At 71.1% G+C, this 24,916-nt stretch carries 19 protein-coding genes; 6 read left to right on the top strand and 13 right to left on the bottom strand.

What is annotated here, in order from left to right; all coding sequences use genetic code 11:
• Positions 1-67: 67 nt before the first annotated feature.
• From OG519_RS23005 to dapE, 3 genes are all read right to left on the bottom strand, one after another.
• Entirely contained in the window at positions 68-895 is an 828-nt protein-coding gene (locus OG519_RS23005; RefSeq protein WP_405587116.1) for a TIGR00730 family Rossman fold protein, read from the bottom strand.
• 16 nt (positions 896-911) lie between these two features.
• The gene (locus OG519_RS23000; protein WP_405587113.1) at positions 912-1,988 is read right to left on the bottom strand and encodes an alpha/beta hydrolase; all 1,077 of its coding nucleotides are present in this window, start codon (positions 1,986-1,988) and stop codon (positions 912-914) included.
• 224 nt (positions 1,989-2,212) lie between these two features.
• The gene (gene dapE / locus OG519_RS22995; RefSeq protein ID WP_405587110.1) at positions 2,213-3,298 is read right to left on the bottom strand and encodes a succinyl-diaminopimelate desuccinylase; all 1,086 of its coding nucleotides are present in this window, start codon (positions 3,296-3,298) and stop codon (positions 2,213-2,215) included.
• A 212-nt stretch (positions 3,299-3,510) separates the two neighbouring features.
• Here dapE and OG519_RS22990 point away from each other — a divergent pair, with 212 nt between their 5' ends.
• The 3 genes from OG519_RS22990 (at position 3,511) to OG519_RS22980 (ending at position 9,736) form a co-directional block, all read left to right on the top strand.
• Positions 3,511-4,407, top strand: coding sequence for a heavy metal transporter (locus OG519_RS22990; RefSeq protein WP_405587107.1), 897 nt, complete (start codon positions 3,511-3,513; stop codon positions 4,405-4,407).
• A 471-nt stretch (positions 4,408-4,878) separates the two neighbouring features.
• Positions 4,879-9,030: a carboxypeptidase regulatory-like domain-containing protein gene (locus OG519_RS22985; protein ID WP_405587104.1), complete on the top strand. Its 4,152-nt coding sequence runs from the start codon at positions 4,879-4,881 to the stop codon at positions 9,028-9,030.
• A 262-nt stretch (positions 9,031-9,292) separates the two neighbouring features.
• Positions 9,293-9,736 carry an ATP-binding protein gene (locus tag OG519_RS22980; RefSeq protein ID WP_405587101.1) on the top strand — a complete coding sequence of 148 codons (444 nt, stop codon included), beginning with the start codon at positions 9,293-9,295 and terminating at the stop codon, positions 9,734-9,736.
• A 100-nt stretch (positions 9,737-9,836) separates the two neighbouring features.
• Here OG519_RS22980 and dapC read toward each other — a convergent pair whose 3' ends face one another.
• Complete coding sequence (gene dapC / locus OG519_RS22975) at positions 9,837-10,943, bottom strand: succinyldiaminopimelate transaminase (RefSeq protein ID WP_405587098.1); 1,107 nt, start codon at positions 10,941-10,943, stop codon at positions 9,837-9,839.
• A gap of 143 nt (positions 10,944-11,086) precedes the next feature.
• Positions 11,087-11,407 carry a ferredoxin gene (gene fdxA / locus OG519_RS22970; protein WP_386429685.1) on the bottom strand — a complete coding sequence of 107 codons (321 nt, stop codon included), beginning with the start codon at positions 11,405-11,407 and terminating at the stop codon, positions 11,087-11,089.
• A gap of 298 nt (positions 11,408-11,705) precedes the next feature.
• On the opposite strand from fdxA, the gene OG519_RS22965 reads away from it, so the two are divergent.
• Together OG519_RS22965 and OG519_RS22960 are read left to right on the top strand one after the other, a co-directional pair.
• Positions 11,706-12,524 carry a GNAT family N-acetyltransferase gene (locus OG519_RS22965; RefSeq protein ID WP_405587095.1) on the top strand — a complete coding sequence of 273 codons (819 nt, stop codon included), beginning with the start codon at positions 11,706-11,708 and terminating at the stop codon, positions 12,522-12,524.
• Positions 12,521-13,348: a transglutaminase family protein gene (locus tag OG519_RS22960; protein WP_405587092.1), complete on the top strand. Its 828-nt coding sequence runs from the start codon at positions 12,521-12,523 to the stop codon at positions 13,346-13,348. Before OG519_RS22965 ends, OG519_RS22960 begins: the two co-directional genes overlap by 4 nt.
• Positions 13,349-13,457: 109 nt before the next feature.
• On the opposite strand, the gene OG519_RS22955 is transcribed toward OG519_RS22960, so the two are convergent.
• On the bottom strand, positions 13,458-14,105 hold the full coding sequence (locus OG519_RS22955; RefSeq protein ID WP_405587089.1) for a response regulator: 648 nt from the start codon (positions 14,103-14,105) through the stop codon (positions 13,458-13,460).
• 99 nt (positions 14,106-14,204) lie between these two features.
• On the bottom strand, positions 14,205-15,125 hold the full coding sequence (locus tag OG519_RS22950; protein WP_405587086.1) for a YhjD/YihY/BrkB family envelope integrity protein: 921 nt from the start codon (positions 15,123-15,125) through the stop codon (positions 14,205-14,207).
• 199 nt (positions 15,126-15,324) lie between these two features.
• On the opposite strand from OG519_RS22950, the gene OG519_RS22945 reads away from it, so the two are divergent.
• Complete coding sequence (locus OG519_RS22945) at positions 15,325-15,687, top strand: hypothetical protein (protein WP_405587084.1); 363 nt, start codon at positions 15,325-15,327, stop codon at positions 15,685-15,687.
• 147 nt (positions 15,688-15,834) lie between these two features.
• Here OG519_RS22945 and OG519_RS22940 read toward each other — a convergent pair whose 3' ends face one another.
• From OG519_RS22940 to OG519_RS22915, 6 genes are all read right to left on the bottom strand, one after another.
• Positions 15,835-16,947: an ABC transporter ATP-binding protein gene (locus OG519_RS22940; protein ID WP_405587081.1), complete on the bottom strand. Its 1,113-nt coding sequence runs from the start codon at positions 16,945-16,947 to the stop codon at positions 15,835-15,837.
• 21 nt (positions 16,948-16,968) lie between these two features.
• Entirely contained in the window at positions 16,969-18,030 is a 1,062-nt protein-coding gene (locus OG519_RS22935; protein WP_405587078.1) for an ABC transporter ATP-binding protein, read from the bottom strand.
• A gap of 55 nt (positions 18,031-18,085) precedes the next feature.
• Positions 18,086-19,069 (bottom strand): ABC transporter permease, encoded by a 984-nt coding sequence (locus OG519_RS22930; protein WP_405587075.1) that lies wholly within the window; start codon positions 19,067-19,069, stop codon positions 18,086-18,088.
• A gap of 102 nt (positions 19,070-19,171) precedes the next feature.
• Positions 19,172-20,959, bottom strand: coding sequence for an ABC transporter substrate-binding protein (locus OG519_RS22925; RefSeq protein ID WP_405587072.1), 1,788 nt, complete (start codon positions 20,957-20,959; stop codon positions 19,172-19,174).
• Positions 20,960-21,064: 105 nt separating this feature from the next.
• Positions 21,065-22,096, bottom strand: coding sequence for an ABC transporter permease (locus tag OG519_RS22920; RefSeq protein ID WP_405587070.1), 1,032 nt, complete (start codon positions 22,094-22,096; stop codon positions 21,065-21,067).
• Positions 22,097-22,726: 630 nt separating this feature from the next.
• On the bottom strand, positions 22,727-24,880 hold the full coding sequence (locus tag OG519_RS22915; protein WP_405587067.1) for a prolyl oligopeptidase family serine peptidase: 2,154 nt from the start codon (positions 24,878-24,880) through the stop codon (positions 22,727-22,729).
• Positions 24,881-24,916 lie beyond the last annotated feature (36 nt).

Raw genomic sequence — 24,916 nt, 5'->3', positions numbered from 1 at the left:
GCCCGGCTGCGCCCGGACCCTTCGAGCCGGGCGGGGCCCAAGGCCTGGTCGGGCGGGGTTGGCGGGCTTAGGCGGTCTCCTTTGTCACCAGTGCGACCGCTTCCTCGACGTCGTCCGTGACGTGGAAGAGTTCCAGGTCGGCGGGTGACGCCTTGCCCTCGGCGACGAGGGTGGCGCGGATCCAGTCCACCAGGCCGCCCCAGTAGTCCTTGCCGAAGAGCACGATGGGGAAGCGGGTGACCTTCTTGGTCTGGACGAGGGTGAGCGCCTCGAAGAGTTCGTCGAGGGTGCCGAAGCCGCCGGGCAGCACCACAAACCCACGGGCGTACTTCACGAACATCGTCTTGCGGACGAAGAAGTAGCGGAAGTTGACGCCGATGTCGACGTACTGGTTGAGGCCCTGCTCGAAGGGCAGCTCGATGCCGAGGCCCACCGAGACGCCGCCCGCCTCCAGCGCGCCCTTGTTGGCCGCCTCCATCGCGCCGGGTCCGCCGCCGGTGATCACCGCGAAGTTCGCCTGGGCGAGCGTCCGGCCGATCCGTACCGCCGCCTCGTACTCACGGGAGTCCACCCGGGTGCGGGCGGAGCCGAAGACGCTGACGGCCGCACCGAGCTCGGCGAGCGCGCCGAAGCCCTCGACGAACTCGGACTGGATCCGCATGACCCGCCAGGGGTCGCCGTGCACCCAGTCGGTGGGTCCGTGGCTGTCCAGCAGCCGCTGGTCCGTGGTGCCGGTCTGGACCTGGCCGCGGCGGCGGACCACGGGACCGGTGTGCCGTTCCGGCCAGCCCTTGCCGCTCGGCACGCGCTCGGCCGCCGCGTTCGCCGCGGCGGCCTCCTCCTGGGCCTCGTCCGGGTTCTCGCCGGTGTCACCGGTGTCGGATGCATCTGTCATACCGGCAGCGTAAGCGTCAGGGAGCCGCCGAAGGGGCCAACGGTACGGCCCGCGGCGCCTCGATCCGCCCGCTCAGCCAGGTGAAGGCGTCGGGGAACATCCGCCCCCAGGTCTTCCAGTTGTGGCCGCCGCCGACCATCCGGACCGTGGTGACGGTCGCGGGCGGTCGTACCGCGAATCTGATCTGGTCGGCGAACTTCGGCGGGCTCTCCGGGTCCTGGACGCTGGACTCGACCAGCAACTGCACATGGGGCCGGGTGTTGCGGGCCAGCCAGAGCGGTGAGCTGACGCCGCCGCCGGCCGGATCGTCGGGGGCGAGGGCCGCGGCGGCGGTGAAGGTCTCCGGGTGCGCCAGGGCGAGCCGGGCGGCGCAGTAGCCGCCGGTGGATATGCCCATCACCGCCCAGCCGCGCGGCGCGGGCAGGGTACGGAAGTTGGTGTTGATGGTCTTCACCACGTCGTCGGTGAGCCAGGTGGCGACCTCGCTCTTGCCCGGTATGTCGGCGCAGCCGGTGTTGACGCGGTCGGGGGTGATGGTGGGCAGCACCAGGATGGCGGGTTCCGCGCGTCCCGCGGTGATCTGCTTCTGCATCATCTGGCCGAGCCGCATACCGCGAAGGAAACTGTGCGGGGTGCCGGGGATGCCGTGCAGCACCTCGATGACCGGGAAGCGGGTGTGCGCGAACTCCGGCCGGCCGTACTGCGGGGGCAGCCAGACGATCACATCGCCCTTGGTGCCGGAGTGCCAGCCGCGGACGGTGGCCTTGCGGAAGCCCTCCGCGTACGAGGTGAAGGTGGTCCGGTAGTCGGGGACGGCCGGGGGCCTCGCGTCGTCGGCCACCACGGTCCTGCCGCCGGCGTTGGCGTCGCCCAGCAGGTCGTCCCAGGAGGCGTAGAAGCCGTACTGGTTGTTGGCGGTCACCATCACCACGAGGATCGCGGTGAACTGGCAGACCACGATCATGCCGACGCGCAGGGCGGCCCGCAGCGGGCGCGGGCCGCGGATCCTCGACCACAGCAGCACCGCTCCGGCCACCGCGGCGACCGCGACGGCGCAGAGCAGGATCGCGAACCATCTACTGGTCAGTCCCACCGTGTTGCCTTCTTCCCCCAGTGCCCGGAACGTGCCGGGATCGGACGAGTCCGATCACACCATGCCGGGAGTGAGGACCCGTACGCACCCCAGTTCGGTTGCCGGGGCGGGGTGTGCGGGTGCGCGGCGCGAGGCGTCGAGGGGTACGCCGGGGCCCCTGCGACGGCGCCGGGCGCCGGCGGTCAGCCGGTCAGCCCCGTCAGCGCGTCAGCGCCGTCAGCCGGTCAGCCGGTCAGCCAGCGGCGCAGCTTCTCCTCCGCCTCCAGCACGGCGGCGACCGCGACGTTCTCCTCCCGGGTGTGGGCGAGGGTCGGCTCGCCGGGACCGTAGTTGACCGCAGGGATGCCGAGCGCGGAGAACCTGGCCACGTCGGTCCAGGCCTCCTTGGCCGCGGGCGGTGTGCCGATCGCGGCGACGAAGGCGGCGGCGGCCGGGTGCGACAGGCCGGGCAGCGCGCCGGGGGCGCTGTCGGTGAGCACCACCTCGAAGCCCTCGAAGACGTCCCGCACCCGCTCCAGCGCCTCGGCCTCGCTCTGGTCGGGGGAGAAGCGGTAGTTGACGGTGACCGCGCAACTGTCCGGGATCACGTTTCCGGCGTGGCCGCCCTCGATCAGTACCGCGTTCAGGCCCTCGGGGTAGACCAGTCCGTCGATCTCGACCTTGCGCGGCTGGTACGCGGCCAGCCGCTGGAGGATCGGCGCGGCCTTGTGGATGGCGTTCTCCCCCAGCCAGCTCCGCGCCGAGTGCGCCCGGCGCCCGGTGGTCTCCACCCGTACCCGCAAGGTGCCCTGGCAGCCGCCGTCCACCCGGCCGCCGGTCGGTTCGAGCAGGACGGCGAAGTCGCCGGCCAGCCACCGCGGGTGCTTGTCCACCAGCCGCTTCAGCCCGTTGAACTCGGCGGCGATCTCCTCGGAGTCGTAGAATACGAAGGTGAGATCGCGGTTGGGCGCCGGCAGTGTCGCGGCGAGCCGCAACTGCACGGCGACCCCCGCCTTCATGTCCGAGGTGCCGCAGCCCCACAGCAGACCGTCGCCGTCGAGCCTCGACGGCAGGTTGTCGGCGATCGGCACCGTGTCGATGTGCCCGGCCAGCACCACCCTCTCGGGGCGGCCCAGTTCGGTCCTGGCGACGACCGCGTCCCCGTCCCGGTCGACCCGCAGATGCGCGACCGCCCGCAGGGCCCGCTCCACCAGATCGGCCAGCCGCTTCTCCTGCCGGCTCACCGATTCCACATCGACGAGCGCCGCCGTCAACGCGCCGGCGTCAAGCGTCAGATCCAGTCCGCTGCCCGTGAATCCCGTGCTGCTCATGGTCTGAGCCTATGACCCGCCCCAGCGGCGGATTGGCACGGCGGCCCCGACGGATAGAGGGCGGCCCCGGCGGATGGAGGGCGGACGGAGGATGGTCGGCCGGGGCCCTACGCTTCGGTAGTCTTCCGCCCATGCCCAGCGCAAGCAGCTCTGCCGGGAACCCTCCGGGGCAGGGGAAGAAGCCGCGCGGTCGTGGACTGTCGTGTCTGACCGTGGGGTTGGTCCTGGTCGGGGTCGCGGGATACGTGGCCTATCAGATCCAGCACCGCGGCGGTCCGCCGTCGGCGGGCTGCACCGTGCGCGCGGAGGGCCGGAAGCTGGACCTGACCGCGGCCCAGGCCGGCAACGCGGCCACCATCGTCGCCGTGGCGACCGCCCGGAGCCTGCCGGAGCGGGCCATGACGATCGCGCTGGCGACCGCGCTCCAGGAGTCGCGGCTGGAGAACCTGAACAGCGGCGACCTGGACTCGCTCGGCCTCTTCCAGCAGCGCCCCTCGCAGGGCTGGGGCACCGAGCGGCAGATCCTCGACCCGGTCTACGCCACCAATGTCTTCTACGACAGCCTGGTGAAGATCGACGGCTACACCCGGCTGCCGCTGACCGTGGCCGCCCAGAAGGTGCAGAAGAGCGGTTATCCGCAGGCGTACGCCAAGCAGGAGGCCGACGCCACCTTACTGTCCGTCGCGCTGGCCGGGCACGACGCGAGCGCGCTGAGCTGCACCACCGGCGCCGCCACCGCGGACAGCGCCGGCGGCCCGGCCGGCCGTACGGCGACGGTGACCGCCCGGCTGACCCGCGAGTTCGGCGCCCAGGTGAAGCCGCGCCCGGACGACCGGCTGCCCCGCACGGTGGCCGTGCCGGCCACGGTGCCGGCCGGCAAGGGGTCCGGTGGCGCGCCGGCCGACCGGATCAGGCGCGGCTGGGAGGTGGCGCTGTGGGCGGTGGCGCACGCGCGTGACCTGAAGGTCGAGGAGGTGTCCTTCGGCGGCGCGCACTGGCTGGCCGCGCAGTCCGCCAAGGGCTGGCAGAACGCCCCGCGGGACCAGCGGGTTTCGGCCACCGTGCGGGCCGCTTCCGACGGTCTGGTGCGGATCACCGTCGCCGGCTGAAGGCGGCCGGCGGCCCGTCACGCGATCTTCACCGTCCCGCGCCGGGCCGCTCACCTGCTGCTCGTCGCGCGGGCACATCCCGCCCGCAATTGCCCCACCGTGCCCTTGTTTCCCACCGCTCCCACGGTTGGCGGCTTGCCGCCGTGTCGGGTTCACGCCTGCGTGGCCAGGAACCCTCCCCAGGAGGCTCTTCCCACCCCATCCCGCCCCATCCGGCCTCGTGGCACCCCGTCAGCCGCTGCTGAAACGCCGTGGCGCCAACACAATTCACCAGAAAGACCGTCAGTTCCGGTTCACTGCCGATCACTTCGGATCACCTCGCGACGCAAAGCGTCGGAAACAATACGCATCGTGATCGTTGACATGCCCTCCACACGACTCGCTAATTAAGCCCCGGTGAATGCACGCACATCCACCGTCGCCCGAGATCCGCGTACGGGTCGACCCCTGCCATCTCGCATGGAGTCACACTTGCGCACGTCAGCGATATCCAGACCAACCTCCCGGCGGACGATCTCCGCTCTCCTGGCAGTCGCCAGTGCCACCGCACTGGCCGCTTTCGGTCTCCAGACGACCGCCCAGGCATCGGCACCCGCCGGTACGTCTGCCACCGTCGCCTCCGACAAAACCGCACACCCGACCTTCGAGCCCGCCTGTGGCCCGGCGAAGCAGGGTGAGTTCTCCTGCTTCGCGCTGCGCCGCACCGACGCCCCGTCGATCAAGGGGGTCACCCCCGACTCGGTCACCCCCAACGGGTACGGTCCGGCCGATCTGCAGAGCGCCTACAGCCTGCCGACGGACGGCGGCGCGGGTCAGACCGTGGCCATCGTCGACGCCTACGACGACCCGAACGCGGAAGCCGACCTGGGCGTCTACCGCGCGCAGTTCGGCCTGCCGGAGTGCACCACCGCCAACGGCTGCTTCACCAAGGTCGACCAGCGCGGCGGCAGCGACTACCCGACGCCCGACCCGGACTGGTCCGGCGAGATCTCGCTCGACCTGGACATGGTGTCCGCGGTCGCCCCGTACGCCCACATCCTGCTCGTCGAGGCCGACGACCCGGGCTTCGAGAACCTGGGCGGCTCCGTCGACGAGGCGGTGGCGCTGGGCGCGAAGTTCGTCTCCAACTCCTACGGCACCGACTACCGCGGCGGCGGTGGCGAGGACCCGACCGAGACGGCGGCCTTCGACCCGTACTACAACCACCCCGGTGTCGCCGTGGTGGCCTCCTCGGGCGACTACGCCTACGGCGTCTCCTACCCGGCCGCCTCGCAGTACGTGACCTCGGTCGGCGGCACCTCACTGGTCCGCGCCCCGGGCACCACCCGCGGCTGGACCGAGTCCGCCTGGAACGAGGCCGGGTCCGGCTGCTCGCTCTACGAGCCCAAGCCTGCCTTCCAGCACGACAGCGGCTGCGCCAACCGGGCCGTCTCCGACGTGTCCGCGGTCGCCGACCAGAACACCGCCGTCGCGGTCTACCAGACCTTCGGCAACGGCGGCTGGACGCAGTACGGCGGCACCAGCGTGTCCTCCCCGATCATCGCCAGCGTCTTCGCCGACGCCGGCACCCCGTCGGCGGGCTCGTACCCCAACTCCTACCCGTACGCGGCGGGTTCGGGCCTCAACGACGTGACCTCCGGCTCCAACGGCAGTTGCGCTCCCGGCTACCTGTGCAACGGCGCCACCGGCTACGACGGCCCGACCGGACTCGGCACCCCCAGCGGTCTGTCCGCCTTCCGCAGCGGCCCGCACGGCACGGTGTCCGGCACCGTCACCGACACCTCCACCGGTGACCCGATCGTCGGGGCCACCGTCTCGGTGGGCGGCAATGTCGCGCACACCAGCGCCGACGGCACCTACACCGTCACGGTGGCGTCGGGCACGTACGACATCACCGTGGACGCCTTCGGCTACGCCGGCAAGGCCGATCCGGCGGTGGCCGTCGACGACGGCGACGCGCTGACCGAGGACTTCGCGCTCTCGCCGGTGCCCAGCCAGACCCTCTCCGGCAAGGTCACCGACGGCTCCGGCCACGGCTGGCCGCTCTACGCCAAGATCACCGTGGACGGCGCGCCCAACGCGGTGTGGACCGACCCGGCCACCGGCGGCTACGACCTGTCACTGCCCGAGGGCCACGACTACACCGTGCACGTCACCGCGACCAACGCCGGCTACCAGGCGGTCACCAGGACCGTCACCATCGGCTCGGCGGCCACGTCGCTCAACGTCGGCGTGCCGGTCGACCCCTGGGCCGCGGCCCCGCCCGGCTACACCGTCGCCACGACGGGCACCACCGAGCCCTTCGACGCGACCGACGCCCCGCCGGCCGGCTGGAGCGTGACCAACGCCGACGGCAGCACCGGCGGTTGGGAGTTCGACGACCCGGGCAGCCGGACCAACCGCACCGGCGGCACCGGCGCGTTCGCCGTCGCGGACAGCGACCACTTCGGTGGCGGCGTCCACCAGGACAGCGAACTGACCAGCCCGGTGTACGACTTCAGCGCCAAATCCGCGCCCGAGGTCGCCTTCGGCACCGAGTACAAGGCCTACAACGGCCAGACCGCGGAGATCGAGGCCACCGCGGACGGCGGCACGACCTGGACCAGGGTCTGGTCGACCTCGCAGGACATCACCGGCCCGTCGAAGATCGAGGTGCCGCTCACCGACTTCGCCGGCAAGCCCGCGGTGCGGCTCCGCTTCCACTTCGCCAGCTCCTTCGGCTGGTGGTGGTCGGTGGACGACGTCTTCATCGGCAACCGCGACCTGACGCCCACCCCGGGCGGCCTGGTCACCGGCACCGTGTCCGACGCCAACACCGGTACCGGCGCGGTCGGCGCGACCGTCACCAACACCGACAAGCCGGCCGAGACCACGGCCACCGTCGCCACCCCCGACGACCCGAACCTCGGTGACGGCTTCTACTCGCTCTTCTCCAGCACCTTCGGCAGCCACTCCTTCAGCGCCGCCAAGCCGCACTACACCACCCTGGCCAAGGCGGTGAAGGTCAGCGCGGACAGCGCCGTGCAGGCCAACTTCAAGCTCAAGGCCGGCAAGTTCACCGTCACCCCGGCGTCGATCAGCGCCACGGTGGCCTGGGGCGGCCAGACCACGAAGAACCTGACGGTGAAGAACACCGGCGGCGCGCCCGCCACGCTCAAGCTCGGCGAGCAGTCGGGCGGCTTCACCGTCCAGGCCAAGGGCGCCCCGCTCCAGACGGTCAAGGGGAACTTCTCCCCACTGGCCGACAAGGGGAACAAGGCGACGGGCACCGCCCCGGCCGCCGCGCCGTCCGACGGTGCCTGGCAGAGTGCGCCGGACTTCCCGAGCAGCATCATGGACAACGCCGTCGGCTCCTACGACGGCAAGATCTACTCGGCCTTCGGCTTCGACGGCAGCGCCGACAGCAAGGACCTGTACACGCTCGACCCGGTCGCCGGCAGCTGGACCAAGCTGGCGAGCGCGTCGGACACCCGTGAGTCGCCGGCCCACGGCTTCATCGACGGCAAGTTCTACGTCGCCGGCGGCTGGGGCGCCTCCGGCGCGCCGGACCCGAAGACGGAGATCTACGACCCCGCCTCCGACAGGTGGAGCGTGGGAGCGTCCGCGCCCCACCCGTACGCCGGTTCCGGCAACGCGGTGCTCGACGGCAAGCTCTACGTGATCGGCGGCTGCACCGACGTCTGCGGCACCGCGGACGCCAATGTGTACGACCCCGCCACCGACGCGTGGTCGGCGATCGCCTCCTACCCCGAGTCGATCGCCTGGGAGTCGTGCGGCGGCATCGGCGGCAAGCTCTACTGCGCCGGCGGTCTCAGCGCCCAGCAGACCGATGTCGCGCACGCCTACGTCTACGACCCGGCAAGCGACAGCTGGTCCCCGGTGGCCGACATCCCGACCGCCCAGTGGGCCTCGGCCTACACGGCGGCCAACGGCCAGCTCCTGGTCTCCAGCGGGGTCAGCAGCAACGCGCTGACCAACCGGGGGTACGCGTTCGACCCGCAGTCCGGCACCTGGACCGCGCTGCCGAACGCCAATGTCGCGACCTACCGCAGCGGCGCCTCGGTGGGCTTCTACAAGGTCGGCGGCGGCAACGCCCCCGGCAGCCCCGCCCCGAAGGTGGAGCTGCTGCCCGGTTACGACCAGGGCGGCACCGCGGACGTCAGCTGGCTGGGCGAGAGCACCCAGGAGCTCACGCTGGCGGCTGGCGCGAGCGCCACGGTCACCGTCTCGCTGGACGCCTCGGTGCCCGAGGTCACCCAGCCGGGTGACTTCACCGCTCAGCTCGCCCTCGGCAGCGACACGCCTTACCCGCTGACCGCCGTCCCGGTCACGCTGCACGTGAATCCCCCCAAGACCTGGGGCAAGATCACCGGCACCGTACTGGGCGCGACGGCCTCCGGCGGCTCCGCGCCGCTGGCCGGGGCGACCGTGCAGATCGACAGCTGGACCGCCGCGTACTCGCTGACCACCTCGGCCGACGGTACGTACGCGCTCTGGCTGGACACCCGCAACAACCCGCTCACCGTCATCGTCGCCAAGGACGGCTACCAGCCGACCGTGGCCACGGTGAAGCTCACCAAGGGCGGGACGGTCACCAGTAACTTCACCCTCAAGAAGAAGTAGCGCGACCGGGGGCTCTCCCGGAGTCCCCGGCTGATACGGCACGGCGGGCCGGCTCGTTCACGAGCCGGCCCGCACCCGTGTCCGGGTCCTCCCCCGCAGGGGTGGTATCGGGTGGCGTGCTTCCTATAATGCGACGCATTGCTCATTCTTTACCTTCGGCGCCCGCAACCTTCGGCCGCGTTACGCGGTAGTCACCACGTCCGCGAAGCCCGTGGCACATGCCGTGAATCGTGAAGAAGCTGAAGAAGGAGCACCACGCACCATGTCTCTCCCCTTCCCGCGCCGGATCGCCCAGGCCGCCCTGCTGCTCGGCGCCGCCGCCGCTCCCCTGATCGGAGCGGGCGCCGCGCACGCCGCCGCGCTGCCCCAGCAGGGCCTGGGCGGGCTGAGCAACCTGGACGGCGCCGGCCTCGGCCACGCCGTCGAGGGAGCGTCGCACCAGTCCACGACGCTGGCCGCGCAGTCCGGCACCCAGGCGATGAAGAGCACGCTGCCGACGGCGGACCGGCTGGTCGGCACGACCGCGCGGACCGCGCTGCCCACCGCCCGGCAGACCGCCCAGCAGACCGCCCAGCAGACCGCCGGCAAGGCGGGCGACTCGGCCGGCCGCGTCCTCGGCGCCACCACCGAGTCCGCCGGCGGCGCGGTCCCGCTCACCCTCCCCAACACCGGCACGCTCCCGCTGAACGGAATCCCGCTGGGCTGAGCCGCGGAACACAAGGGAGCGGGCCCGGCATGCGCCGGGCCCGCTCCGTTATATGCCTAAGCCTTATACGCAAGCCTTATGTGCCTGAGCCTTTTGTGCCTCAGTGGTCCGGTGAGAGGCGGGAGACGGCCGCGGCGACGCGTTCGTCGGTGGCGGTGAGGGCGATGCGGACGAAGTGGGTGCCCGGGGAGCCGTAGAACTCGCCAGGGGCGACGAGGATGCCGCGCTTGGCGAGGTCGCCGACCGTCTCCCAGCACTCCTCGTCCCGGGTCGCCCACAGGTAGAGGCTCGCCTCGCTGTGCTCGACGCGGAAGCCCGCGCCCTCGACGGCGGCCCGCAGAGCGGTGCGGCGGCGGGCGTAGCGCGCCTTCTGCTCCGCCGCGTGGGCGGTGTCGTCCAGCGCGGCGATCATCGCGGCCTGGACCGGCTGCGGCACGATCATGCCGAGGTGCTTGCGCACCGCGAGCAGCTCGCTGACGACCGCCGGGTCGCCGGCGAGGAACGCCCCCCGGTAGCCCGCGAAGTTGGACCGCTTGGACAGGGAGTGCAGGGCGATCAGCCCGTCGTGGCTGCCCCCGCTCACCTCCGGGTGCAGCACCGAGACCGGCGCCGCGCCCTCCCAGCCGAGCTCGATGTAGCACTCGTCGGACACCACCAGGATGCCGTGCTCGCGCGCCCACGCCACGATCCGGCGCAGCTCGGCCGCGGCCAGCACCCGACCGGTCGGGTTGGACGGGCTGTTCAGCCACAGCACCTTGGTCCGGGCCGGGTCGAGCTCCGCGACCGGGTCACCGTAGGGCACCGGTTCCGCGCGGGCGACCAGCGCGCCGATCTCGTACGTCGGATATGCGAGGTCCGGGTAGCCGACCTGGTCGCCCTCGCGCAGGTCGAGCAGGAGCGGCAGCCAGCCGACCAGTTCCTTGGAGCCGATCAGCGGCAGTACGGCCGCCGGATCCGCGTCGGCCACGCCGTGCCGGTCCCGCAGATAGCGGGCGGCGGCCTCCCGCAGCGCGGCCGTGCCATAGGTCAGCGGATAGCCGGGGCTGTCCGCTGCGGCGGCCAGCGCGCGCCGGACGACCTCGGGCACCGGGTCGACCGGGGTGCCCACCGACAGGTCGACCACTCCGTCCGGGTGCTCGGACGCCGCGGCCTTGTACGGCTCCAGGCGGTCCCACGGGAACACCGGAAGACGGTCGGAGATGCTCACCTGTTCACTCTCGCTCTTGCCTGTGCTGGTCCTGTGCTGCCCGTAGCGGCCGTACTCGTCCAGTGCACGGCCCCCGTACGGTCGTCGCGCCCCCGTACGGCCCGACGACCGTACGGGGGCCGGAGACAAGTCCCCAGGCGGCCTCAGCCGTTCTGCGGGGGCAGCGCCGCGATGAAGGGGTGGTCCCGCTCGATCAGGCCGAGCTTGGAGGCGCCGCCGGGCGAGCCCAGCTCATCGAAGAACTCGACGTTCGCCTTGTAGTAGTCCTTCCACTCCTCCGGGGTGTCGTCCTCGTAGAAGATCGCCTCGACCGGGCAGACCGGCTCGCACGCCCCGCAGTCGACGCATTCGTCCGGGTGGATGTACAAGGACCGGGCGCCCTCGTAGATGCAGTCGACCGGGCATTCTTCGATGCACGCCTTGTCCTTGACGTCGACACAAGGCTGCGCGATGACGTAGGTCACGCTGTCGTTCCTCCTCGATAGGGCTCATCTCGCGCGGGGAGCGCGGCGTCGTCGATGCCCGCACCTAGTATCTCCGTTCCGGGGCACGATCCGAACAGGAGGGGCACGCATGCCAGGGGATTTCTCGTCCGGTGCACGGCTCGAAATCCGAATCACCCCTGCTGACGTGGGCAAACGCGTGTCGGTACGGCAACTGGCGGGGCTCGCCGACGGGCATCCTATGTTCAGCGACACGGTGGGACTTCTCTCATCGTGGAACGCGGGAGTGGTGTGTGTCACACGGCGCGACGGTGAGACGGTGCGGATTCCGGAGCCGGTCCTGGTGGCGGGCAAGGTGGTGCCGCCGGCTCCGGTGCGGCGCCGCCCCGGCGTACCGGCGGTCACCGCCGAGGAGTTGGCCGCGATCGCCGCCCGGGCGTGGCCGGCCACCGAGGCGCGGCCGCTCGGCGGCTGGACGCTGCGGGCGGCCGGCGGCTTCACCCGGCGGGCCAATTCGGTGCTGGTGGCCGGCGAGCCGGGGATGCCGGTGGCGGAGGCGCTGGCGAGCGTGGTCCGCTGGTACGCGGCACGGGACCTGACGCCGTACCTCCAGGTGCCCGACACCTCGCCGTGGGTCCCCGCGCTCGACCGGTACGGCTGGATACGGGAGGCGGACACACTGATCCGTACGGCGCCGCTGCCACCGCTCACCTCGCTCGCCTCCCCCGGCTCCCTCCCCGGCCGCGGCGCCGAGGACGTATTGCTGACCCGTACCCCTGGGCCCGGCTGGCTCGCCGCCTACCACCGGACCGGCGATCTCGCGGACGCCGCGCTGGAGGTGGTGTCGGGCGGACCCTCGGTCTGGTTCGCCACCGCCCCCGGCGCCATCGGCCGCGCCGTGGTGGACGGGAGCTGGGCGCTGTTCGGCGCGATGGAGGTCGAGCCGGCGATGCGGCGGCAGGGACGCGCCACGGCGGTGCTGGGCGCGCTGGCCCGGCGGGCGTACGACGAGGGTGCCACCGCCGCGTACCTCCAGGTGGAGGCGGCCAACACCGGCGCGCTGGCCCTCTACGACCGGCTCGGCTTCGTCGGCCACCACGGCTACCACTACCGGCGCCCGCCGCGCCCGGTGGCATGACGCAGCCCCCGCTGCGCGAGCGGTTCGCGGCGGCTGCCCGCGAGGAGCGGCCGGACCTCGCCGAGCTGTGCCTGCTCATCGGCGCCGAGGCGGACGCCGCGCTGGACGGCGCGGCCCGCGACCTCGCCGAGATCGAACTCGACCGGCTGGCCGGGCTGCTGCCGTTCGGGCTCGCCGCGCCACTGGACTGGGCGAAGGCGCTGCACCAGGTGCTCGGCGTGGCGCACGGCTTCCAGGGCTCGCCCGCCGACTACCAGAAGCTCTCCTCCTCCCTGCTCCAGGAGGTGCTCAGGCGCCGCCGCGGGCTGCCGATCCTGCTGTCGGTGGTGTGGATCGAGGTCGCAAGGCGGGCCGGCGCGCCGGTCTACGGGGTCGCCCTGCCCGGCCATTTCGTGGTGGGCCTCGGCGACCCGGACGGCGAGCATGTGCTGGTCGATCCGTTCCGGGGCGGGCGGCTGCTGCCCGAGCAGGACGCGGAGCGGTTGGCGGCGGGCATGATCGGCCGGCCGACGGCGGCCGGTCTGATGACGCCGGCCGACCCGCTGGACATCGTGCAGCGCATCCTCAACAACATCCGGGCCTGGGCGGCGCCGCAGCTCCAGCACCGCCCGGCCCACCTCTGGGCGCTCGATCTGACGCTGCTGCTGCCCCGGCACCCGGCGAAGCTGCGGCTGGAGCGGGCCCATCTGCTGGTGAAGCTGGGGGACTTCCTCGGCGGGGCGGCGGAGATGGAGGAGTACGCGGAGGTGATCGGGGCGTTCGACCCCGAGACGGCGGCGGGCATCCGCACCCAGGCGCGGTCGGCGCGGGCGCTGCTCAACTGAACGGGCCCGCCGGGCGGCGCGGGCTGACGGCCCGGCAACCCCGCCGGTCCGGGTCTGAGCGGGCCTCAGACGGCGCCGGGCGGGTGACGCCGGTTCAGGGCCGGCCCGTTCAGAGCCAGCCCTTCTCGTGGGCGATACGGACCGCCGCGGCCCGGTTGCGGGCGCCGGTCTTCTGGATCGCCGTGGAGAGGTAGTTGCGTACCGTCCCCTCCGACAGCAGCAGGCGCCGGGCGATCTCCGCGTTCACCGAGCCGTCGGCGGCGGCCCTGAGCACGTCGCGCTCCCTGGCGGTCAGCGGGTCGGGGCCCTCCGCGAGCGCGGCGGCGGCGAGCGAGGGATCGATCACCCGCTCCCCCTGGAGCACCCGCCGTACGGCGGCGGCGAGTTGGGCGGCCGGCGCGTCCTTGACCAGGAAGGCGTCCGCCCCGGCCTCCATGGCCCGCCGCAGATATCCGGGCCGCCCGAAGGTGGTCACGATCACCACCTTGACGCCGGGCAGCGCCTTCCGCAGCTCGGCCGCCGCCTCGATCCCGGTCATCCCCGGCATCTCGATGTCGAGCACCGCCACATCGGGCCCGCACCCCCGGGCCGCCCCCACCACCTCGTCCCCCCGCCCCACCTGCCCGACCACCTCGATATCCGCTTCGAGCCCGAGCAGGGTGGCAAGCGCCTCCCGCACCATCGACTGATCGTCAGCGAGCAGCACCCGCACCACCCGGCCGACCCGGCCGACCGATCCCCCGAGCTCGTCAGTCATGGGGGCCAGCGTAGACACCGGCCGGCCGGTGATCGGCCGGCGGTCGGCCGGTGACGCGTGGCAGGGCGAGCTGGTCGCCGCCGGGGCCGTGGTCGCCGCTCAGTCGAGTGCGTTGTCGGCCCCGCCGTCGACACCGCCGCCGGCTCCGTCGTAGCGCCACCTGGCGCCGCCCCGCACGCTCGGTTCCGACGCCGAGGGCACCTGCTCACGGCGTGGACCGGGCAGGTCGCCGCCCCGGCGCACCTCGCCCATCTGGCGCAGATGCCGGCCGAGCAGCGCCCCGCCGAAGACCACGAAGCCGACCCCGATCAGCCAGGTCACCACCATCAGCACGGTGCCCACCGGGCCGTAGGTGACCGCGTTGGAGGTGACCATCGGCGAGAAGATGTGCGTGGAGAAGATCCGCAGTCCGACCAGGCCGAGCATGGTGAGCACCGCGCCGGGCAGCGCGGCCCGCAGGTCGATGGCGCCGTTGAGCAGGAAGCTCTGGCCCCAGGCGAAGAAGAGCACGCCGAAGACGAAGGTGAGGCCCACCCGGATCACGCTGACCGAGCGTCCGCTGCCCATCACGGTGGCGCTCTGCGCCTCGCAGAAGAGATAGCCGGTGAGCACCGCCAGCCAGACCGCCTTGCGCCACTCGCTGTGCCAGGGGCTGGCCGGCAGGTCCCATATCTTCCGGTAGCCGGTCTCCACGCTCGCCACGAACGACAGCCCGAAGAAGGCGAGCGAGGCCAGGCTCCAGGCGCCGGTGGTGCTCAGCACCCGGCGGGGCGCGGTGAACTGGCTGCGCACCGCCTCGGCGGGATGCGGGCTGAGGCCCATCCCGTCCACCACCCACTGGGAGAAGCCGAACGAGTGCTGTTTCGGGGTCGCGGCGGCGACCACCACCAGCAGGGGCAGCAGGGTGACGAACCCGAGCGCGGCGAAACCCATCGCCCTGTGCATCAGTTCGATCTCGGTGCCTTGTTTCCACATCTGCCCCAGGGCGGACCGTTGCCAGGCCCTCCGCAGATTCGCCATGGCGTCCACCTCCAGCAGCGTCTTCGCAGTGAATACCCTCCGAAGTCCCCCGCACGCAAATACGGCCGGTGCGGATCCGGCCATACCGCCTATAGCGGCGCCCGCGGGCAGCGGGCGGACCCCGCCCGGCCGCCGCTCCGGACGGGTCCCGCCGCCGGTTCAGCCGGATCCGGCGACCGCGGGCGCATACGCTCCTGGCATGAAAGACAGTGACTTCGTCCGGCGGATCATCGGCATCCTCACCGAGGCCAAGCAGATGCAGACGCTGCTGGAGGAGAACCCGGAACGCGAGGACATCTCAGGCGACAATGTCCGCGCCCTGCTCAACGAGACGATGCCGACCATCGAGCTGCCGGCCGACGCCTCGCCCGCCGAGCTGGGCGAGGCGCTGAGCCTCCAGCTCAGCCCGGTGATCGAGCGGCTCACCGGGGCCTTCTCGCTGATCTTCCTCCAGCTCGCCGACGTGCACGACTCCGGCCGCGGCGATGTCTCCTCCACCGAGGTGCTCCAGGACCTGGCGCTGCGCGCCGACTCGCTCTGGCCGGGCGACGAGGACGCTTAGCGCCTGTCGTCTGGATCTCCGCGGCGCCGGACGGCCCGGCCCGGCCCGGCGACGGGTGGGCGGGCGCGCGAGACGGCCCGCTCCCGGGGTGGTGCTGGGGTGTCCCGGGGCGGGCCGTATCCGAGCGGAGGCTGAACTGAGCCCGGGTCAAAGGGTCTTGTCAGCCGCCTCCTCGACCGCGTTGAGCGCGGGGTCGAGGACGATGTCCTCTGCCCGTGCCGCGATCGTCGGTTCTTCGGGGAAGTGGCAGGCCGTGAGGTGGCCCGCCGCGTTGCCGCCGATCTGGATCAGCGGCGGTTCCTCGGCCGCGCACTTGTCCTGCGCCTTCCAGCAGCGGGTGCGGAAGCGGCAGCCGGACGGCGGGTTGATCGGCGAGGGTACGTCACCGGCCAGCCGGATACGCTCACGGCTGTCGTCGTCCGGGTCGGCCTCGGGGGCCGCGGAGAGCAGCGCGTGGGTGTAGGGGTGGCGGGGGCCGTTGTAGATCGAGTCCCGGTCGCCGATCTCCACGATCTTGCCGAGGTACATGACCGCGATGCGCTGCGAGAAGTGCCGCACGATCGCCAGGTCGTGCGCGATGAAGAGGAACGCGATGCCCAGTTCCTTCTGCACCTTCTGCAGCAGGTTGACCACCTGCGCCTGGATCGACACGTCGAGCGCGGAGACCGGCTCGTCCGCGACGATCAGCTTCGGGTTCAGCGCCAGCGCGCGGGCCACCCCGATGCGCTGCCGCTGGCCGCCGGAGAACTCGTGCGGGAAGCGGTTGTAGTGCTCGGGGTTGAGGCCGACGATCTCCAGCAGCTCGCGGACCCGCTTCTCCCGGCCCCCGGTGGGCTTGACGTCGTTGATCTCCATCGGCGCGGAGACGATGGAGCCGACGGTCTGCCGCGGGTTGAGCGACGCGTACGGGTCCTGGAAGATCATCTGGATCTCGGACCGGAACGGCGCCAGTTCCTTGCGGCTGAAGTGCGTGATGTCCTGGCCCGCGTAGCTCACCTTGCCGCCGGTCGGCTCCAGCAGCCGGGTCACCAGCCGGCCGGTGGTCGACTTGCCGCAGCCGGACTCGCCGACCATGCCCAGCGCCTCGCCGGTGTTGATGCTGAAGTCGATGCCGTCGACCGCCCGCACGTCGCCGACCCGGCGCTTGAAGACGAAGCCGCCGTGGATCGGGAAGTACTTCTGGAGATCGGTGACCTCCAGCAGCTTCTCGCCGGGGGCGGGAAGCTGCGCCGGGACCTGGTCCAGGGTCTGTTCACTCATTGCTGTTCCCTCGACTCGTGGTCAGCGCAGCCGCGGCTGGATTTGCTGTTGGAAGATGTCATGCTTCTGCTCAAGCGTGAGGTGGCACGCGGAGCCGCGCCCGGCCGGCAGCACCGGCCGCTCGCTGCTGCACCGGTCGCCCGGCACCTGGTCGACGAAGGCGCACCGGGTGTGGAAGGGGCAGCCGGACGGCGGGTTGAGCAGGCTCGGCGGCGAACCGGGGATCGGTTCGAGCGGGACGTCCACGTCCGCGGTGAGCCGCGGTATGGAGCTCAGCAGACCCCATGCGTACGGGTGCTCCGGCGTCTTGAGGATGTCCCGGACGGTGCCGCGCTCGACCGCCCGCCCGGCGTACATCACCACCACGTTGTCCGCGGTGTTGGCGATCACGCCGAGGTCGTGGGTGATCAGGATGATCGCGGTGCCGGTCTCCTGCTGGAGGTCCTTGAGCAGGTCCAGGATCTGGGCCTGCACGGTGACGTCGAGCGCGGTGGTCGGCTCGTCGGCGATCACCAGCTCGGGGTCGCAGACCAGCGCCATGGCGATCATCGCGCGCTGGCGCATACCGCCGGAGAACTGGTGCGGGTAGTCGTCCACCCGGGTGCGCGGCTGCGGGATGCCGACCCTGGTGAGCATCTCGATGGCCCGGTCCCTGGCCTCCTTCTTGGAGGCGCCCATGTGCTTCATATAGGGCTCGGCGATCTGCCGCCCGACCGTGTAGTACGGCGACAGGGCGGTCAGCGAGTCCTGGAAGACCATGGCCATCTTCTTGCCGCGCAGCTTCTCCAGCGTCCTCGGTGAGGCACCGGTCAGCTCCTGGCCGTCCAGCACGATCTCGCCGCTGATGGTGGTGTTGCGCGGGTTGTGCAGGCCGAGAACGGCCAGGTTGGTCACCGACTTGCCGGATCCGGACTCGCCCACGATGCCGAGGGTCTGGCCCCGGTCGAGATCGAAGGAGAGCCCGTCTACGGCCTTCACGGTGCCGTCCTCGGTGGCGAACTGCACATACAGATCGCGCACGGAGAGGAAATGCTCGGTTCCCTGAGGTGTGGGCTCTGCCTCGGGCTTCGTCAGGATGGTCACGGCGGGTTCTCCTACCGGGTGGTGCGCTGGTCGCGGCCGGGGGTGGTTGCCGCGGTCATGCGAGCCGGATCCGCGGGTCGATAAGGGCGTAGCAGGCGTCGACGATGACGTTCACGATCACGATCGCGCTCGCGCTGATCAGCATGACGGCCATCTCGAGCGGCAGGTCGAGCTGGGCGACCGCGTTGACGGCCAGGGTACCCAGGCCGTGCAGACCGAACGTGTACTCGGTGATGATCGCGCCGCCCAGGACGCTGCCCAGGTCGATGCCGAAGATGGTGATGATGGAGGCGGCGGCGCCGCGCAGCGCGTAACGGTAGAACACGTACTTCGACGACATGCCCTTGGCGCGTGCGGTGCGGATGTGGTCCTCGGAGAGCTGTTCGACCATGAGGGAGCGCGTCTGCCGGCTGTAGTTCGACCAGAAGATCACCGACATGACCAGGCAGGGCAGCACCAGCCCGCTCAGCGAGCCGACCGGGTCCGACGACCACGTCGGGTCACTTCCGTGGTCGAGCCAGCCGAGGTTGTCGACGAAGAGCGCGATGGCCAGCGGGCCGATGAAGTAGATCTGGACCGAGTTGCCGACCAGCGAGACGGAGCTGGCCACCCGGTCGAAGGTCTTGCCCTGCTGCCAGGCGGACAGCATGCCGAGGCCCACCCCGATCGCGAGGAACGCGACGGAACCGCCGGCGGCCAGCGACAGCGTGGTCGGGTACCGGTCCTGGATGGTGGGCCAGATCGGCGCGTTGTTGGCGAAGGAGAAGCCGAAGCAGGGGGCCGGGCAGTTCTGTCCGTCAGCCATGGTGCGGCCGGTGAAGATGCCGCGCATGTAGTCCCAGTACTGCCGGTAGACCGGCAGATCCAGGCCCATCCGGTGATGGATCTGCGCGACCAGTTCCTTGTTCGAGCAGTTCTTGCCGCAGGCGAGTTGAGCCGGATCCGACGGCAGCACGAAGAACAGCACATACGTGATGAAACTGATGGCCAGGATGATCACGATCGCGCCGAGGACGCGTCGTGTGAGGAAACGGAGCATCGGTGAGGCTCTTCCGTGGTGGCGCGAGCGGCGGCCGCGCGGGTCAGATCCCGGGGCGGCCGGCCCCGGCTGGTGAAGCCGGGGCCGGCCGCCCGTCGCGGGCTACTGCTTGACGAACACGGTGCTGGCGTTGATGGCGCCGATCACCGAGTTGAAGGTGACCCCGCCGAGGCCGGACCCATAGATGTTGAAGAACTTGTCGAACAGGAACGGCACCTGGGCGGTGTCGTGCTGGAGCGAGTACTCCGACAGGGCCTCCCAGTCGGCGGCCTGCTTGGTGAGGTCGGTCTCCGCCTTGATGCGGTCGATCTCGCTGTTGATGTGGTCGTCGTTGAGGAACGAGTAGTTGTTCGTTCCGTCAGCGAGGTTGCGGCCGTCCATGGTGGGCGGGATGACCGTCGAGCCGTTCGGCCAGTCCGCGCCCCAGCCGGTGCGGTACAGGTCGTACTGGTTGTTCACCTTGCCGACGACCGTGTAGTACGAGGTGGGGTCGATCGCCTTGCGGACGACCTGGAAACCGGCCTTCTGCAGCGAGTTGGCGACGGTCAGCGAGACGTTCTGCCACTTCGGGGTGTTGGCGTAGGCGTAGACCAGCTTCGGGTGCGGCTGACCGGCCTCCTTCAGCAGCTCCTTGGCCTTCTCGATGTCACCGGTCGGCTTGGTGAGCTTGCCGAACGGGTCGAACTTCTTCCAGCCGGCGATGGTCGGGCTGAGCAGCGTGGTGCCGAGGTCGCCCTGGGCCGCGCCGCCGAACGCCTGCTGCACCTGCGACATCGGGAACGCGTAGGCGATGGCCTGGCGCACCTTCGGGTCGGTTATGCGCTTGGTGTTGATGTCGAGCGTCTCGACGTACGGCTGGTACTGGTTGACCGTGCGCGACTTGTACTGGGCGTCGCTGATCAGGGTGGACATCTGCGACGGGTCGGCCGAGCCGGACAGGTTGATCCCGTTCTTGTCCGTACCCGCGCCGGCCATCAGGCGCTGGGTCAGACCCGGGTCGGCGATACCGAGCTGGAAGTTCCAGGAGTCGGGGTACGCGGTGCGGATCGGGTCGGTCTTCGGGTCCCAGTACGGGTTGCGCTTGAAGACCAGCGACTTGCCGGACTTGTAGGACGAGATCATGTACGGGCCGGAGGAGACCGGGTGGTTGTTGTACGCGGCCTTGTCGTCCTTGGACTTCTCGACCGGGGCGGTCACCGGCATCGCCATCGCGTACGGGGCGTCGGCGTGCGCGTCCTTGAAGTGGAAGACGATGGTCTTGTCGTCCGGGGTGTCAAGGATGCTGGCCGGGATCTCCTGGCCGGTGTACGGGCCCTTGTACAGCTTGCGGTAGTCCGGGCCGTACAGCCAGCTCTGGATGTACTGCGGACCCTGCGTCTCGAAGTCGGCGTAGAGCCGCTCGATGCTGTACTTGATGTCCTTCGACGTGATGGCCGTACCGTCGTCGTACTTCAGGCCGTCCTTGAGCGTGTACGTCCAGGTCTTGCCGCCGTCCGACTCCTTGCCGGCGTCGGTGGCGAGGTCGCCGACGAGGATCGTCTTGCCCGTGGTCGGGTCGATCTTGTAGCCGGTGAGCGTACGCGCGTAGAGGGTGGAGACGGCCAGCTGGTCACTGACGTACTGCTGGGCCGGGTCGAGGTAGTCGAAGCCGGCCTGGTCCAGGGACTGGACGGTGCCGCCCTTGACCGCACCGGGGACCGCGGGAGCGGGACCGGTGGAGTCCGCGGCGGTGCCCACTCCGTAGTTCGGAACGGGGGCCTTGGCGGGAGCGGCGCTCCCGCCGCCCTTGCCGCTCGTGTCGCCGCCGCCGCCGCTGCTGCACGCCGCGGTCAGCGTCAGCGCGCCGGCCGCCAGAACGGCCGCCGCCAAGCGAGCTCTGCTGTTTCTCATGAATTCCTGCCTGTCAGTGACTTGACTGCCATCGATGCCGAGGTCCGCGCCCGCAGGAGATCGGGCCGGTTCCGACGACCTGAACAACTTGGTCGCGCTAGCGGACTAGCGGAGGGTCTTGGGGTCGAGAGCGTCCCGGACCGAGTCCCCGAGCAGGTTGAAGGCGACCACGAAGATCACCATCGCGATACCCGGGAAGAACATGAAGGTGATGTCGCTCTTGTAGAACGTCGCGCCGGTCTGGAACATCAGGCCCCAGTCCGGGGTCGGCGGAAGGATGCCGACGCCGAGGAAGGACAGACCCGCCTCGGCCGTGACGAACACCGGCAGCATCAGGGTGGACTGCACCAGGATGGTGCTCCAGATGTTCGGCAGCAGCTCCTTGCTGATGATGCGCCATGACGACGCACCACTGATCCGGGCCGCCTCGACGAACTCGCGCTCGCGCAGGCTCAGCACCTGCGCGCGCACCAGCCGGCCGAGGCTCATCCAGCCGAGCAGGAACTGGAGGGCGATGAGCACGAAGGGCCGCACCCACCAGGACTCCTGCTCGCCCGGGCTCACGAAGAGCGAGAGGGCGACCGGGGAGAACGCGATGAAGAAGAGCTGGGAGGGGAAGGACAGCATGAAGTCGGAGAACCGGCCCATGAAGTAGTCGGTCTTCCCGCCGAGGTACCCCTGGGCCAGACCGAAGAGTACGCCAACGCCGACCGAGAGCACGGTGACCGCGAGCGCGATCAGCAGCGAGGTGCGGATGCCGTAGATCAGCAGCATGAAGACATCGCGGCCGAGCAGCGGCTCGATGCCGAACCAGTGCGCACCGCTGACGCCGCCGTTGGGCGCGATCGGCAGACCGTAGCTGTTCAGCAGACCGTCGTCCTGGCCGTACAGGTCGTACGCGTTCTTGCCGTAGAGCTTGGAGATCAGCGGGGCCGCGAGGGCGACCACGATGAAGAACGCGACGATGACCGCGCAGACGACGCCCGTCTTGTCGCGTTTGAAGCGGATCCACGCCAACTGTCGCGGCGTGCGTCCGGTCAGCTCGGGGGTGCCCTTTCCGCCGGGGGTGCCGGACTTGCCCTCCGGTTCGAGGGTGAGGCTGTCGCCTTCTGCGGCAGCCTGGCTTGGACTCGTCATTGGTTACATCCCCCGGGACCGAGAGCGTGCGAAGCGACGCGTGTTCTGCGTCGTGGGTTGAGCGGACTTTCGCAATGGAATCAACTTCCAGTCAAGGGGGGGAGGTGGGAAGAAAGCCTGTTGTTCGGCATCTTGAGCGAAGGTTTTGCAGATTGTCCTCCTTACGTGCTTGACAACGTTCCAAAACATCGGGCGAATCCGGATATATCCACACCAAGCGCGTTAACATGCAGGCAACTTGGCTGTCGCAACTCCGATATACGGACGTAGCAGTCTGAACAACGTACGGCCGTGCGGGTGCCGTAGGCCGGTCGGGACGCGAGTAGCCGTCCTGACCGGCCGCTCCGTGCACGCCTCAGCTATCCGCGGCGGGTCCGGCGGGGTCCGGCAGGTCCGATGAGCCGCGGCGGGCCGGGAGACGTCGGTCACACCACGACGCCGAAGATGCGCAAGCGGCCAATGAGCCGGATGTGGCAGAAGGTGGGAGAAGAAGCCACCAGGGGTGGGCGTGTTTGACGCGAATTGCCGCCCCTTTTGCCGCCTCTCACGGCGGTTCGGACGGGTCCCCGCGAGCGGCGCGCGGCGCCGGGGTCGGCGAGCGGGGTGAGCGGGCGCGGACAGCCGGCGGGGTCAGCCGGTGGGCAGGGACCGCTTGAGGAAATCGCGCTGGAGCAGCAGCAGATTCTCCGTGACCTGCTCGTGCGAGGTCATGTGCGTCACACCGGACAGCGGCAGCACCTCGTGCGGGCGGCCCGCGGTCAGCAGCGCGGTGGACAGCCGCAGGCTGTGCGCCACCAGCACATTGTCATCGGCGAGGCCGTGAATGATCATCATCGGCCGGGCCGGCTCGGCGGCCTCGGTGATGCCGTCGTCGGTGATCACCGAGTTGTGGGCGTAGACCTCGGGCCGCTCGGCCGGGTGGCCGAGGTAGCGCTCCATGTAGTGCGTGTCGTAGAGCCGCAGGTCGGTGACCGGGGCGCCCACCACGGCGGCGTGGAAGACGTCCGGGCGGCGCAGCACCGCGAGGGCGGCGAGATACCCGCCGTACGACCAGCCGCGGATGGCGACCCGGGTCAGATCCAGCGGCCAGGAGCCGGCCAGCGCGTGCAGCGCGGCGACCTGGTCCTCGACCGAGACCCCGGCGAAGTCACCGGCGATCGACTTCTCCCAGGCCGGGGAGCGGCCCGGGGTGCCGCGGCCGTCCGCCACGATCACCGCGAAGCCCTGGTCGGCCCACCACTGCGACTCCACATGCGCGTTGTGCGACGCGTACACCCGCTGGCCGTGCGGGCCGCCGTAAGGATCGAGCAGCACCGGCAGCGGGCCGTCCCCCGTCGTGTATCCGGTGGGGAGCAGCACCGCGGTCGGGATGCGCCGCTCGCCGGCCCACAGCAGCCGCGGCCGGGCGGTCACCGACGGCGCCTCGGTATACGAACCCACCTCGGCGACCGGGGCGCCGTCCCGCAGCACCACCGTGCGCGGCCCCGGGCGGTCGAGCGCGGTGGAGGTCAGCACGGTCAGCCCGCCGGACCGCACGGCGGTGTGCACGCCCGGCTGCTCGCTGATCCGCACCGCCCCCGCGGCGCTCACCCGATAGACGTGCACCTCGCCGATCTCCGGCTCGGCGGCGTCCTCACCCGCGGCGGCGGAGACCAGGACATCCCGGGAGCCGGCGCCGAGCACCGCCCGCACCTGCAACTCCGGCCCGGTCAGGGTCTTCTCCCCCACCTTGAGGACCCGCGCGCCCCCTTCGTCGGTCACCCGGACCAGCTCGCCGGCCGGGCTCCAGACCGCCGAACCAGGAAAAAGATCAAGCCAAATCCGGTCTTCCTCACGCTGCGCGGTGGCGGTCGCCCCGGTGCCGGTGTCCACCGTCAGATAGCGCTGTTCGCGCTGGTCCCGCGTCTGGGTGAGCAGCAGCGGCGGGCCGGCCGCCGACCAGTGGACGGCCGCCAGATACGGGTAGCGCTCACGGTCCCAGCCGATCTCGCGGCGGGAGCCGTCCAGTCCGAACAGGAAGAGCGACACATCGGCGTTGGCGGTACCCGCCGCCGGATACGCCACCTCGGCCGGCGCCCGGTCCGGGTGCGCGGGCTCGGCGATCCACCACCGCTGCACCGGGGACTCGTCGACCCGGGCGACCAGCAGCGCCGAGCCGTCCGGCGCCCACCAGAAGCCGCGGGTGCGGTCCATCTCCTCGGCCGCGACGAACTCCGCCAGGCCCCAGGTGACCTGCTCCCCGTCGGGCTCCGCCAGCGCCCGGTCGGCCGCCCCCGAGACCTCCACGACCCGCAGGGCGCCGCCCGCCGCATACGCGATCCGGCTGCCGTCCGGCGACAGCCGGGGATCCACCACCGGTCCGGGCACTGGCAGTTCACGCGGCGCGGCCGCGCCGGGGCGCAGCCCGGCGACGAACAGCCTCCCGGAGAGCGGGAAAACGGCCGTCTCGACCGCCGAGTCCACCGCGAAGCCCACCACGCCCGCCGAACTCTCCCGGCTGCGCTCCCGCCGCGCCCGCTCGGCCGCGGACAGCCGCTCCTCGCCCCCGCCCAGCAGGGCCACCGGATCGACCACGACCCGCTCCCCCGCGCCCTGCCCGGCCCCCTCCGGCGCGCCGTGCGCCGGCACGTCGAGCACCCACAGGAGCTGCGTCCGCTCGGTCCCGGAGCGGGCCCGCAGGAACGCCACCCGCTCGCCGTCGGGCGCGGTCGCGAACGATCGCGGTGCCCCCAGGGAGAAGCGCTGGGTCCGGGCGGCCTGCCGCGGGAATGAGAGGTACGTCATAGCGGCGACCCTAGAGGCTGCCTCTGACAATCGCCT

It is taken from the genome of Streptomyces sp. NBC_01190 (assembly GCF_045039895.1).
GTDB lineage: Bacteria > Actinomycetota > Actinomycetes > Streptomycetales > Streptomycetaceae > Actinacidiphila.
Note: the sequence above shows the minus strand (reverse complement) of the source record. Positions and strands in the feature narration are given on the sequence as shown.